Source organism: Sagittula sp., assembly GCF_052825245.1.
Window position 1 is genome coordinate 1 of record NZ_JBRBWD010000008.1, and the last position, 13,767, is coordinate 13,767.

The window sequence follows — 13,767 nt, forward strand, 5'->3', positions numbered from 1 at the left end:
GCTGGCGCAAGGCGATCCGCCGGAGAGGCTCCGCCTCCCCGGACCCCTCCGAGGTATTTTCACCAAGATGAAGGGGACGGACGGCCTTGATTCATCTTGGTCCAAATACCCTCGGGGGAGTCTCCCGGAGGGAGAGGGGGGCAGAGCCCCCATCCGCGGGCGAAGCCCGCGCGGATCGGCTTGCGTCAGCAAGCCGAAACCATTCTCAGCCGCTGATCCGGCACATCATGAACTTCGCTCCCTGCCCTTTTGCGGTGACGAAGCGTGTCTCGCCGTGTTCGCGATAGCGCAGCGTGTCGCCCGGGGCGAGGTAGTGCGCCTCGCCGTCGACCACCGCATGCATGTAGCCGGTCAGCATCACGAGGTGGTGCTCCTGGCCCGGAACCTCGGGGGCTTCCTGCACCCAATGTGTGCCGGGTGTGATCTTGCATTCGATCACCTCCCCCGCAAGCGCGGGTGCTGCGGGGGACACGAACCGGCGGGAGAGGCCTGTTTCGCCATCACGCCACAGCGCCTGGTCGTCGCGGCGGACCTGGGCGGCGAAGCCGTCCTCCATGAGCGACATCAGCCGCGACAGCGTCATCTCGTGGGCGGCGGCGAGGCGGTAGAGCACGTCGGCGGAAGGGCTGACCTCGGCGTTTTCGAGGCGGGAGAGCGCGGCGCGGGAGACGCCGCTGGCAGCAGCCAGCTGGTCCAGTGTCCAGCCGCGCGCCGCGCGAAGTGCAGATAGACGCGCAGCGAGGCGAACTGTCAGTTCGCTCTTCATTCCTATCCCCCCCGGGAATCTATCCCGCATATGAGAGTAGGCAGGATTCGTCCACAAAGGCAACCGTGGCAACTGTCCGGACACCGTTTCCGATTCTGAAACACTCATGACGCGATTCGGCCTGTCGGAACGCAGGATTGACGCGAAAGGTGGTGGAAATCCGGTTCCACTTCGGGACGAAACACCCGCCTTCTCAGACGCTTGCGGTGGTCTGGCCGTGGCCCACGTACGGAAAGGTTTGACAGGGAAGGCTTACCGGGCCGTTAATATTGGGAGTTTCCAGTACCAGCTTGGGCGCGCACCTGCGCCGTTTCGATTTTCAAACTGCCGCTATTCTTTCCGATGGGGGACACCATGACGTATTTTCGTCCGGGCCGTGGAAACGGCACCGTATCAAGCACTTTGAAGACCATCAACGGCACCCGCGCCGACGACACGATCGACCTTTCCGGGGAGACATCCGGCCGCAAGGTGAACGCCAAGGGCGGTGACGACAGTGTCATCGGTTCGGATCACGACGATACTATCGAGGGCAGCAGCGGCGCCGACACGATCCTCGCCGGGCCGGGCGACGACAATGTCAGCGGCGGGTCGGGCGACGACAGCATCGATGCGGGCAGCGGCGACAACGACATCCGCGCGGGGACCGGCGACAACACCGTTGTGTCCGGCGATGGCGATGACGAGGTGCGCAGCGGCTGGGGCGACGACGACATATCCACCGGCGGCGGCGATGACGAGATCCGGTCGGGGCACGGTGACGACACCGTCGATGCGGGCGACGGCGACGACGTGGTGCGCACGGGGCATGGCGACAGTTCGGTCGACGGCGGTGCGGGTGACGACCTGATCGAGGTGGGGCATGGCGAGAACACCCTCCGGGGCGGCGCGGGCGACGACACCCTCGAGGGCAGCATCGGGTTCGACACGGCGGTCTACGACGGCTCCATCCTCGACTTCGACATCTGCCTGACGGGCAGCCATCTGGACGGCGGCGACCGGCACCGGAACGACAAGGGCAAGGGCCACGACACGCACGGCAACGGCCATGGGTACGGGCATTACAAGTCGTGGTTCGCCTGCGGCTGGGGGCAGTCGCTGACCGTCACCGACCTGATCGGCGCCGAGGGCACCGACACGCTGCGGTTCATCGATGCGCTGCAGTTCGCGGATGTCACGCTCTACCTCGACGGGCGGGACAATGCGCCGGTGGTCTCGGTCGCCAATCAGGTGGTTTCCGAGAGCGGGACGGTGGCCTTCCCCATGGAGATCGTGGATTTCGACGGTGACGGGATCGCCATCGATTCCGTTTCGGCCACGGGCGGGCTGGTCGACGTGGCGCTGCTGAACGGCGACACGCGGGATTGCGCCAGCGGCATGCTCTACGAACTGACCTTCGACACCGATGGCGCATACGAAGGGCTGGCCCTGGGCGAGGATGCCGTGGTGGTGGTGACGGTTGTCATCGACGACGGCCGCGGCGGGCTGATCGCCCGCGAGGTGCAGATCACCGTCACCGGGGAGAACGATGCCCCGACGCTCGACGCGGTGACGCTGGCGGCGGAGGAGACAGGCGGGCCGGTCAGCGTGGACCTTGCCGACTACGGCGATGACATCGACAGCGACGACGACGGCACGACGCTGATCTACACCATCACCGCCCCGCCTGCGGAGGGTGCGGCCACGGTCTCCGGGACGCAGGTGACCTTCGACCCGACCGGCTTCTTCACCGACCTTGGTCAGGGCGAGACGCGGGATGTGACCTTCGAGGTGACGGCGACCGACCGGCACGGGGCGACGGCTGTGAACACGGTCACCGTGACGGTCACGGGCACCAACGATGCGCCGCAGGTCACGGTCAGCCCCTCTGCCGGATTCACCGAGGCGCCGGTGGCCGGCGTGCAGGTGCTGGCAGACAGCGGGACGGTGGATTTCACCGACAGCGATGCGGGCGACCTTGTCGACATCACCTTCGTCTCCAACGGCGATATCGCGTGGAGCGGCGGCGTGCTCGACCCCGGCATTGCGGCAGCGCTGGAGGCCGGTTTCTCCACCGGGGTGTCGGATGCGGTGCCGCCGGGGTCCATCGGGTGGAACTACGCGGCGCAGGCTGCTCTGAGTTTCCTGGCCATCGGAGAGGAGATCACCTGGTCCTACACGATCACGGCGACGGACCTTGCGGGCGAGACCGGGACGCAGGTCCTGAGCTTCACGGTGACGGGCAGGAACAACGCGCCGCAGATCACCTCGGCGCCGGTCGACGTGGCGCTGGCTGAGCCGCTGGCGCCCGGCGGGCTTTCCGATCAGGGGCAGATCACCTTTGCCGACCTCGACGCGACCGATACGGCCAGCATCGGCCACCTGCCCTTCACCGTGATCTTCGAGGATGCGGCGGGCGCCGGTGTCCCCTCGCCCTTCACCGCGGCAGAGATGGCGGCGCTGGAGGCGGCCGTGACCATCGACGAGACCGGATACTGGCGGCTGGACATCCCCGCCTCGCTGGGGATCGACCGGCTGTCCGCGGGCGACACGCTGAGGATCGAGACCCGGGTCTTTGCCACCGATGACAGCGGGGCGCCGAACGACACCTCCGGCATGCAGGTGTTCAGGGTGGCGGTGACCGGCCGCAACGATTTGCCCGAGATCACCGCCGCCGTGGTCGAAGGCGCGGTTTCCGAGATCGCGGATGGCGCACCGGGTGAAAGCGTGGATGTCCTGTCCGCCTCCGGCACGATCGACTTCACGGATATCGATGCCTTCGATACGCATACGGCCACGGCCCTGCCGGTTTCGACCGGCTATGTCGGCAGCTTCTCCGTGCCCGCCGGGCCGATGTCGGGCAGCTTCGACTGGACCTTCACGGTGGATGACGCCGCGCTCGACAGCCTCGGCGAAGGCGAGACGCTGCAGCAGGTCTACGAGGTCATCCTCTCCGACGACAACGGGGGCAGTGCGACGCGCCTTGTCACGGTTACCATCACCGGCAGCAACGACGGACCGGAGATCGCCGTGGGCCAGGACACGTCGGGCGCGGTCAGGGAGGCCGGCAGCGATGCGGACGGGATCGTTGTCGATCCGGGCACGCCCGTGGCCACCGGGACGCTCGCCGGTTTCGACCCCGATGCGGGCGCGGTGCTGACGTGGTCCGGCGACACGGCGGGGACCTATGGCGATTTCAGCATCGACCCGGGGACCGGCGCGTGGACCTATGCGCTGAACAACGGCGCGGCGGACAGCCTGTCCGCAGGCCAGGTGGAAACCGAAAGCTTCGTCGTCACGCTGACCGACGATGCGGGCGCCTCCACCACTGCCAGCATCACGATTTCGGTGACCGGCACCAATGACGCGCCGAGCGCCAGTGCCCTGTCGGGGGTCGTGCAGGAGAGCGCAGTTACAGAAAAATCTCCGAGCGCGACATTGGAAAACATTGCCGCGCAAAATATCGGACTGTTCATTGTTTTCGACTTTGACAACAACGTAGCATTCTCTGTACCGCGCGACCTCAGTTCCAACAACACCGTCTCCCAAGTTGCAGAATCTAATCTTGCGTTTGGGAACGGAGTAGTCGTGGTTGTCGATCCCAACAGCAACAGTTGGAGGGTCAGTGCGTCTCTCTTTAGTAAAGGCGAATTGTCATACATTGAAACATCAAATTATTCCATAATTGACACCGATGGGGGGACACCCTCTGCAACAATTGGAAGTAATTTCGAGACGCTACTTTTTTCGCCCGACAATGAAACTGTTGAGGAAATCAAAATATCATTGTTGAATCACTCTTTGGTCGACGAACGGATCCTGAATTTTGAAGCCCAGATCTTAGGAATTGACTATCGAATTTCCAGAAATGACGATCTCCTTATCTCCGAGGTCAAATTCGACGCACAAATCATCCACCCGAAAGATAGGATTGTTATTAATGCGGCCTTCACGGATGTGGACGCGCTCGACAGCCATACATTCGGCGTGGACACCACAGGCACGCTTGGCCTTGTGACCAACAACCTGGACGGCACGTTCACCTATTCCGCCAATGGCGCTTTCGAGCATCTGGCGATTGGCCAGCAGGCGACCGATACCTTCACCTACACGGTGGATGACGGCAATGGCGGCGTCGATACGGAGGTGGTGACGATCACCGTCGAAGGCGCCAACGATGCACCCCGGATCACACTGACCACGCCCGATACCGATGCCGAAACGCTGGCAGAGACCGGCGTGCCGCTGACCGTATCCTCTTCTCTCACCTTCTCGGACGTGGACATCAGCGACACCGTGACGGCTGCGGTGACCGGGTTCAGCGCCTCCGGCGCGACGGCGGTGCTGGCGGGGATTCCGTCCGCTGACCTCCTCGGGATGCTCACGCTGGACACGCCAAACGTGCTGAGCGGCGTCGAAAGCCTCGCGCGGCGTGGATGGACCTTCGACAGCGGCACCACGAATTTCGCCGGGCTGTCGCTGGGCGAAAGCCTTGTGCTGACCTACACGGTCACGGCGACCGACGTGCACGGTGCAGAGGCGAGCCACGACATCGCGATCACCATCGAAGGCCGCAACAACCGGCCGACCGTCGTCATCGAGCCCGCCCTGCCCTTCGTGGAGGACGCGGATGCCACGGCGCAGGTCCTGTCACAGAGCGGCACGCTGAGTTTCGATGACATCGACCTGGGCGACACGATCGATCTGACCTATTCGATCAACGGGGCGCCCGTGTGGTCCGGCGGGACACTGACCGCCGCGCAGGAAACCGCGCTGGCGGCAGGGTTCTCCACTGGCGTAACAGGGGCCAATGCGCCCGGCACAATCGGCTGGACCTACGACGCCACGCTCGACCTCGATTTCCTCGGTCGGAACGAGACCATCGGCCTGTCCTATATGGTCGCGGCGCATGACGGCACGCAGACCGGCACAGATGTCATCTTCTTCAGCATCTTGGGCACCAATGACGCGCCGGTGGTGACGGCGACCCCGGCCAGCGCAATCACAGAGGAGGCGGATGCCTCCGCGCAGGTCATCGGGCTGTCCGGCACGGTGGAGATCGCCGACCTCGACGTGAACGACGTGCTGGAGGTCTACACCCAGTTGGTGGATGTGCCCGTCTGGTCGCACGGTACGTTGACCGCCGCGCAGGAGGTGCAGATCCAGACCGGCTTCACGCTCGGCGTACCGGGGCCGGTGACGGCCGGGACGGTGCTGCCGTGGAGCTACAACAACTCGCTCGACCTCGACTTCCTCGGCGCGGGCGAGACGATCACCTTCTCGGTCCGGATCGTGGCGAACGATTTCGGGGCAGCGCTGGCGTCCGACATCGTCACCTTCACCATCACGGGCACGAATGACGGGCCGGTGCTGGTGGCGGACGGCAACGGCAGCGACCTCGTGACGGAGGCCGGAACCCTCGATCCGGGCGACCCGAGCGCCGTGGGCAAGCTGCTCATCAACGACAGCGACCCGGACGCCAACGACACGCTGACGCTTTCTGCGGTGAACGGATCGGCGGCGAACATCGGCACGGCGGTCGCGGGCACCTACGGCAGCCTGCTGGTCGATGCGGCGGGCAACTGGACCTACACGCTGGACGACGCCGACCCGGATACGGAGGCGCTGGCGCAGGGCGAGATCGCGACGGAGGTCTTCGGCTATTCCGTGGTGGACAGCACGGGGGCGGAGGCAAGCTCCACCCTGACGATCACCATCACCGGGTCCGGCGACAACGCGCCGCCGGTGGCATCCGACGACAGCCTGCAGGTCGACGAGGATGACGTCCACGGCTTCGCCCAGGCGGACATCTTCGGGCAGGTCTCGCTGGCGCTTGCCAACGACACCGACCCGGAGGGCGACGCGCTTCGGGCGTCCTCGATCACCAACGGCATAGACTCGGAGGCGCTGCCCGATCCGTTCGGCGCGCCCGGCCAGACGATGACCATTGCCGGGACCAACGGCGGCGTCTTCACCGTGCGGAACGACGGCGCCTACAGCTTTGACACCAATGGCGAATTCAACGCCCTCGCTCACGGGGAGTTCGTGAGCACCGGCATCACCTACACGGTGACGGACGCAAACGGCGGCACCGACACGGCAGAGATCACCGTGGACGTGCGGGGCAGGAACGATGCGCCGGTGGCCGTGGCCGACGACAACGGCGGCAATCCCGTGGTGGAGGCGGGCTTTGCCACGGCGGGCGATCCCTCTGCCAGCGGCAATGTGCTGGCCAACGACACCGATCCGGATACGTCGGACGTGTTGATCGTGCTTTCGGTGGAAGCGGACAACGCCAACGTCGGCGCGCCGGTGGCGGGGCTTTACGGGTCGGTCGTGATCGGCGCGAACGGCGACTGGACCTACACGCTGGACGACCTCAACCCGTCGACCCGCGCGCTGGCCGAGGGCGAGGTCGTAACGGAAACCTTCCAGTACGTGGTGAATGACGGTCTGTTCGCGGCCGACACCGGGACGCTGACCATCACCATCACCGGGTCTAATGACGCGCCTTTCGCGCCGGATACCCTCCAGGTCGGGACGGAGGATGGCATGGTCATCGATTCCGTGCTGTCGTCAGACCCGGATTCTGTGGCGGCACCGATCCATACCGTCGAAACCGGGCCGTCACATGGCAGCGTCACGATGAACATCGACGGGAGCTTCACCTACATCCCGGACGCGGACTGGTCCGGGATCGACAGCTTCGACTACCGGGCGACCGACAGCCTTGGCGCCTACGAGGTCGGGACGGAGATCATCACCATCGAGGCGGTGGCCGACGCGCCGACCGTCTCTCTGGCACCGCCGGGGGCGGCGACCTACGGCTTTGCAGGTAGTGGGGTCGACCAGCAGGTGTCCACCGCCGCGACCGATGGCGACACGGCAGAGACGGTTGCAGCACTGGATGGCGGCGGCTACGTCGTCGTCTGGCATTCAAATGAAAACGGCACGTACAACGTGCTGGCCCGGATGTTCTCGGACGATGGCACACCGCAGGGTCAGGCCCTGACGGTTGCCTCTGGCCTGCCGGCGATCCCGTACCCGGTGGTAAACGGCCTGCCCGGCGGAGGGTTCGCCATAGCGCATGCCAGCGCCGGAGCCGGCGGCAGCGACATATCCGTGTCTCTGTACGATACCGGCGGGAGCCAGACCAACACGCAGACATTCGGCGGGTCCGGTCTGGTCCACCCCGACACAGCCGTCCTGGACGACGGGCGCATCGTGGTGACCTACACGCAGAGCGCTGGCGGCGATGCGGGCAGTTCGGCGATCATGGGGCAGGTCCTTGCATCCAACGGAAACCTGTTGGGCAGCCCGTTCCTCGTCAACGTGACGAACCCCACCGCCCAGCAAAGCAGCCACGTCACGGCCCTGCCCGGCGGCGGCTTCGTGGCGGTCTGGGCCTCCGACTTGCAGGACGGCAATGGCCTGGCCATCGTGGGCCGGATGTTCGACGCCAGTGCCGCACCGGTCGGCCCGGAGTTCGTCGCGAACACCTACACCAACGGCAACCAGGAGCTTCCGGTCGTCGCCGCGCTGGCGGACGGCGGCTATGTCGTCGCCTGGCAGAGTTTCGGCCAGGACGGAAGTGGCAACAGCCTGCACGCGCAGCGATACGATCTGACCGGCGCGCGCGTCGGCGGTGAATTCCAGGTCAACACATATAGTTTCAGTGCCCAGTCCTCGCCCACCGTGGTCGGACTGCCCGACGGCGGCTTTGCGATCAGTTGGTCGTCCTTTCTTGAGGACGGCTCCGGCTACGGTATCTTCGAGCAGCGCTACAATGCGGACGGCAGCCCCTTTGGCATCGAAACCCGCGTCAACAACATCACCACCGGCAACCAGTATTCGTACCCGTTCGGCGGCGGTGGGCAGATGGCGCTGCTCGACAACGGGGATCTGGTCAACGTCTGGAGCACGGAGATTGGCGCGGGAGAGATCTTCTCGACCCTCACGTCCCTGCCCGAAGGCTATACGACCGAGGACCGGCCGGTGCCGGTGAACCTGGCCGCAGCGCTGACCGACACGGACGGGTCCGAGACGCTGACGATCACGCTCTCCGGTTTCCCGGCGGGCGCGACCTTCAGCCTCGGCGCGGCCTCGGGCAGCGACTGGGTGATCGAGAACGCCGAGGGTCTGGACCTCTCGACGCTCGAGATGACGCCGCCCGCCGACTGGAACGGCAGCTTCACCCTGACCGCCATGGCGACGGCGACCGAGACGTCCAACGGCAGCGCCGCGTCCACGACCGCCTCCGGCACCTACCGGATCCTGCCGGTCGAGGATGGGCCGCGCGCCGAAAACCAGGTCATCGAGGTTCCGATCAACGACGGCCTCTCGCCCTACACGCCCCCGCCCGGCGCGCTGGTCGCGGTCGATCCGGACCTTGGCGACACGCTGACATGGACGGCGGGCAGCTTTGCCCTGCCGAACGGCACGCTCAACATCTCTCCGAGCGGCGGGTTCAACTTCATCCCCAACCCCGGGTTTACCGGAGTGGAGACCTTCACCGCCACGGTCACGGATTCGACCGGGCGAACCGACACCGCCGAGCTGCGGATCGAGGTCGCCAACGAGACCTTCGTGTCTGACAGCGGACAGGAGGTGACGCTGGACCTGAACGCAGCACCAGTGGACGGGAACCCGGCAGGGGCGATCTCCATCGACCTGACGTCCTACGACGCGCCCAGCGTGAACCTGGTGTTCGCCATGGACGCGTCGGGCAGCCTCGGCGCCTCCGCCTGGCTACAGCAGCTCGACGCCGTTTCGAACGCACTCGAGGACATCGCGACGCGGTTCGACGGCACGGGCATCGACATCGACGTGGAGGTGTTCAGCTACAGCGGCGCGACATCGCAGAACAACCTGCGCCTCCAGTTCGTCGACGGCAACCCGGCCACCCTGCCGCAGATCCTGACAGCGCCGCGGCGGGCCGCCCCGTCCGTGGACCTCGACCTGACGACGCTTGCCGGCTTGCAGGCCGACATCGCCCAGATGACTTACACCGCCGGGTTCACGCCGTGGGACGCCGCCTTCCAGCAGACCGAATACTACTTCGACTCGCAATACGTGGTGGATGGCCCGGATGCGCTGAACCTGATGCTGTTCATCACCGACGGCAACCCGGGACCCACCCAGCAATGGGCGCAGCCGCTCGCCAACCTGCTGAACGACAGCTTCACGACGACCATCTCCTCCTCGGGCACGCCGGCCGGGACCTACACGCCCCAGCCGCAGTTCTCCCTGCCCTACGCGGTCGATGTGCAGTCCTTCGGCATCGGCAGCAACCTGAACCTCGCGCTGCTCAGCCAGACCGACAGCGACGGCCAGGCCACCCCGGTCACCAGCTTCGGCGCCCTCAGCGCCGCACTGACCGGCGCGGGGCTGTTCCCGGCGACGCTGATCGCGCTCGACGTGACGCTGGAGGCGGACGGCACCGACCTCGGCACCATCGCGGACGAGACGAACCCGGCGGTCGTCGCAGGCACGCTGGAGATCGACCTCGCGCTGGCGGACCTCGCAGGGATCGAGGACCTGCTGGGCGCGCAGAACGAGTTCGCGGTGACAGCGATCTTCGATCTGGACGGCGACACCGGCACGACCTTCGACCAGGTTACGCTGAACTCCTACGAGCTGATCGGCCTCGGCGATACGGCCGTGACCGAGACCGGGACGAGCGGGAACGACCTGCTGATGGGCAGCCTTGCCGGGGATTCCATCGATGGAGAGGCGGGCGACGACCTGATCCTGACCGGGGCCGGGTCCGACACCGTGATCGGCGGCACCGGCGACGACCGGCTGGGTGGCGGCGCGGACGGCGACAGCTTTGTCTTCCGGGCGGGCGACGGGCTGGACCGGATCCTCGACTACGATGCAACTGAGGACGAGATCGTCTTCGACGGGCTGGCCTTCGGCGACCTGACCATCGCGGACACCGGCACGGGCAACGTATCCATCACCTACACGGGCGGCGTCCTGACGGTGGAGAACGCATCCGTAGCGGACTTCCTCGAACCGGAGTTCGTCTTCATCTGACGGGCGCGCTTGGCCCGAGGGGGGCGGCGGCGCACAGCCCCGCCCTACCCCGTGTCGCGCCCGATCCGATGCGCGGCCTCTGCGCCACGGTCGGCCAGCACCCGGTCCCTGAGGCGCAGCACGCTAGGCGCGCGGGTGTAGCGCCCGACCTCTGCCAAGGGCACCCAAGCCAGCGCCCGGCTTTCGTGCGAGACGGCAAAGCCGCGGCTCCCGGCCCGCATCAGGTAGCGCAGGTCGTAATGCAGATGCGCGGGCTCACGCGTGTTGGCGGGGATCTCGTGGATGTCGATGTCGAAGACCTCGGGCGAGAGCAGGGTGATCCCCGCCAGCCCGCTTTCCTCCCGCGCCTCGCGCAGTGCCACCTGCGCCACGTCTGCCTCGCCGTCGCAATGGCCGCCCAGCTGCAGCCAGCGGTCGAGCTTGCGGTGATGGGTCAGCAGCATCTCGCCCCCGTCCGGAGAGAGCAGCACGGCGCTTCCGGTGACATGCCCGCCGATCAGCGGATCGCGCGAGAAGGCCGCCCTGCCGTGCCGGGCGCAGAAGGCCAGCAGCCGCGCCCACTCCCGTCGGTCCCGCGCGTCGCGCGGCGTGAAGAGGCCCGGCCCCTCAGCCACCCGTCACCTCCGACAGCAGGAGCGCCATGGCCACCGCCGCCAGCGGCCAGCGCAGGCGGGCCGGCCAGGACGACCAGATCGCCGCCAGCGCAAAGACAACCGTCGCCGCAACGCGCACGCCCGCGGGAAAGGCGCCCGGCGCCATCCATCCCGCGGCCGTCACCAGACCCGCCACCGCCGCCAGCAACTTCACCCACATTGCAACGTCTCTCACCTTGCCGTGACGCACCTGTCACCCCGGTTGCGTCTCCCCTGCGTCCGGCCACATCCTGTCGGCACCAGGAGTCAGGAACGATCATGCCCAGCGACCGCGTCACCTTCCCCGGCCATTCCGGCCACCGGCTTGCCGCCCGTCTGGACAGGCCCGACGGTCCGCACTTGGCCACCGCCCTCTTCGCCCATTGCTTCACCTGCGGCAAGGACATCCATGCCGCGCGGCGCATCTCGCAGCGGCTGGCGGCCATGGGGATCGCCGTGCTGCGCTTCGACTTCACAGGCCTCGGCCACAGTCAGGGCGAGTTCGCCAACACCACCTTCTGCTCCAACGTTTCCGACCTCAGCTGCGCCGCCGACTGGCTGGCAGAGCGCGACATGGCGCCCGCCCTCCTGATCGGCCACTCGCTCGGCGGCTCGGCCGTGCTGCGCGCCGCAAGCGACATCCCCTCGGCAAAGGCGGTAGTGACCATCGGCGCCCCCTTCGACCCGGCGCATGTGACGGAAACCTTCGCCCACGCGCTCGACCGGATCGAGTCGCAGGGCGCCGCGCAGGTGAGCCTCGGCGGGCGGCCCTTCACCATCGGGCAGGACTTCGTCAAGGACGTGGGCGCGCAGGACCTCGAACCGGCCATCGGCCACCTCAGGAAGGCGCTGCTGGTGCTGCACGCGCCGCGCGATGCGGTGGTCGACATCTCAAACGCCACGCGCATCTTCATGGCCGCGAAACACCCGAAAAGCTTCGTCACGCTGGACGACGCCGACCACCTCGTCTCCGACCCCGACGATGCCGAGTACACCGCGGGGGTGATCGCCGCATGGGCCCGGCGCTACGTCGACCTCGCCCCGCCCGCCCCGCCGCCCGGCGCACCCGAAGGCGTCACCCGCGTGACGGAGACCGACCCGAGGAGCTTCCTTCAGGACATCCAGAACGGCCCGCACCACCACGCGCTCGCCGACGAGCCGGAGGCCTACGGCGGCACAGACCGGGGCATGTCGCCCTACGGCTTCCTGTCGGCGGGCCTCGGTGCCTGCACATCGATGACGATCCGCATGTACGCCCGGCGCAAGGGCTGGCCGCTGACGCGGATCTCGGTCGACGTGACCCACGACAAGGTGCACGCGCAGGACGCGGGAAGCCAGACAGACACCCGGATCGACCGCTTCACCCGCGCCATCACGCTCGAAGGAGACCTTTCGCCGGACCAGCGGAGCCGCCTCCTTGAAATCGCCGACCGCTGCCCGGTGCACCGCACCCTCGAGACCGGCGCCCAGATCGAAACCCGCCTCACCTGACGTGCACCCGGCCCCTTCATCTTGGCGGCAAATACCTCGGGGGGCCGAAGGCGGGGGCAGAGCCCCCTCCTGCCGTTTCCATCCGTTCACCGTCCGAAACAACGCCCCATCCCCATAAACGAAAAGGCCGGGCGCGATGCCCGGCCTTTGCTATCTTCGTGTCCGGAAGCAGGGCGGGGCTCATGCACCGCCTGCCCCGTTCCTCAGCCGCGCGCGCGGCCGACCAGTTTCCATGCGGCGGGCAGCAGCAGCGCGGCCAGCGCCAGCTTGATGAAGTCGCCCAGCAGGAAGGGCGTCAGGCCCCACGCGAGGATCGGCTTGTCCCAGCCATAGAGCATGCCAAGCCAGATCAGGCCCGGCACGTAGAGGATCACGTTGCCCAGGAACATCGCCGCCGCCATCTTCGGCGCGGACCGGTCCCAGCCGCGACGGGCCAGCACGCCCATGGCGCCGACCGCGATCACGTAGCCCAGGAGGTAGCCGCCGGTGCCGCCCATCATGTACTCGATGCCGTTGAGGTCAGCGGTGGAGCTCTGGAAGATGTCGAAGCCCAGCATGCCGATCATCATGTAACCCATGATCGTCGCGAGGCCGAGGCGCGCGCCATACGCGGCGCCGATCGTCAGCACGGCGAAGGTGCCCATGCCCATCGCCACCGGCGAGCCCGGCACCGGCACCTTGATCTTGGCCATCACCGCAAGGAAGGCGATGCCCGCGACGACAAGCGCCACCTGCTTGGCACGCAGAGCCAGTCCTTCGTTCGCGCCAAAGGCTTCTGCCAGCACGCTCCGGTCAAACGTCAGGTTCATGAGGTCCCCCTTTATCCTGTCGAAACCATTCCGACCGTATTGCCTCAAGCCT

Annotated in this window: 6 protein-coding genes; 2 read left to right on the forward strand and 4 right to left on the reverse strand. The window is 66.8% G+C overall.

Annotation, left to right across the window (positions count from 1 at the left end; translation table 11 throughout):
* Window positions 1-205 precede the first annotated feature (205 nt).
* Window positions 206-766 (reverse strand): helix-turn-helix domain-containing protein, encoded by a 561-nt coding sequence (locus ACU0DV_RS02190; protein ID WP_446241430.1) that lies wholly within the window; start codon window positions 764-766, stop codon window positions 206-208.
* A gap of 354 nt (window positions 767-1,120) precedes the next feature.
* Between ACU0DV_RS02190 and ACU0DV_RS02195 the strand changes: the two genes are divergently transcribed.
* Complete coding sequence (locus ACU0DV_RS02195; RefSeq protein ID WP_446241429.1) at window positions 1,121-10,783, forward strand: VCBS domain-containing protein; 9,663 nt, start codon at window positions 1,121-1,123, stop codon at window positions 10,781-10,783.
* Between the two features lie 44 nt (window positions 10,784-10,827).
* On the opposite strand, the gene ACU0DV_RS02200 is transcribed toward ACU0DV_RS02195, so the two are convergent.
* Window positions 10,828-11,397, reverse strand: a complete 570-nt coding sequence (locus ACU0DV_RS02200; RefSeq protein WP_446241428.1) for an NUDIX hydrolase — start codon at window positions 11,395-11,397, stop codon at window positions 10,828-10,830.
* Window positions 11,390-11,596 carry a hypothetical protein gene (locus tag ACU0DV_RS02205; RefSeq protein ID WP_446241427.1) on the reverse strand — a complete coding sequence of 69 codons (207 nt, stop codon included), beginning with the start codon at window positions 11,594-11,596 and terminating at the stop codon, window positions 11,390-11,392. Before ACU0DV_RS02205 ends, ACU0DV_RS02200 begins: the two co-directional genes overlap by 8 nt.
* Window positions 11,597-11,694: 98 nt before the next feature.
* Between ACU0DV_RS02205 and ACU0DV_RS02210 the strand changes: the two genes are divergently transcribed.
* On the forward strand, window positions 11,695-12,906 hold the full coding sequence (locus ACU0DV_RS02210; RefSeq protein WP_446241426.1) for a bifunctional alpha/beta hydrolase/OsmC family protein: 1,212 nt from the start codon (window positions 11,695-11,697) through the stop codon (window positions 12,904-12,906).
* 203 nt (window positions 12,907-13,109) lie between these two features.
* Here the strand turns inward: ACU0DV_RS02210 and ACU0DV_RS02215 are convergent, their stop codons facing one another.
* A complete protein-coding gene (locus tag ACU0DV_RS02215) occupies window positions 13,110-13,715 on the reverse strand; it encodes a biotin transporter BioY (RefSeq protein ID WP_446241425.1) in 606 nt (201 codons plus the stop codon).
* Window positions 13,716-13,767: the final 52 nt, after the last annotated feature.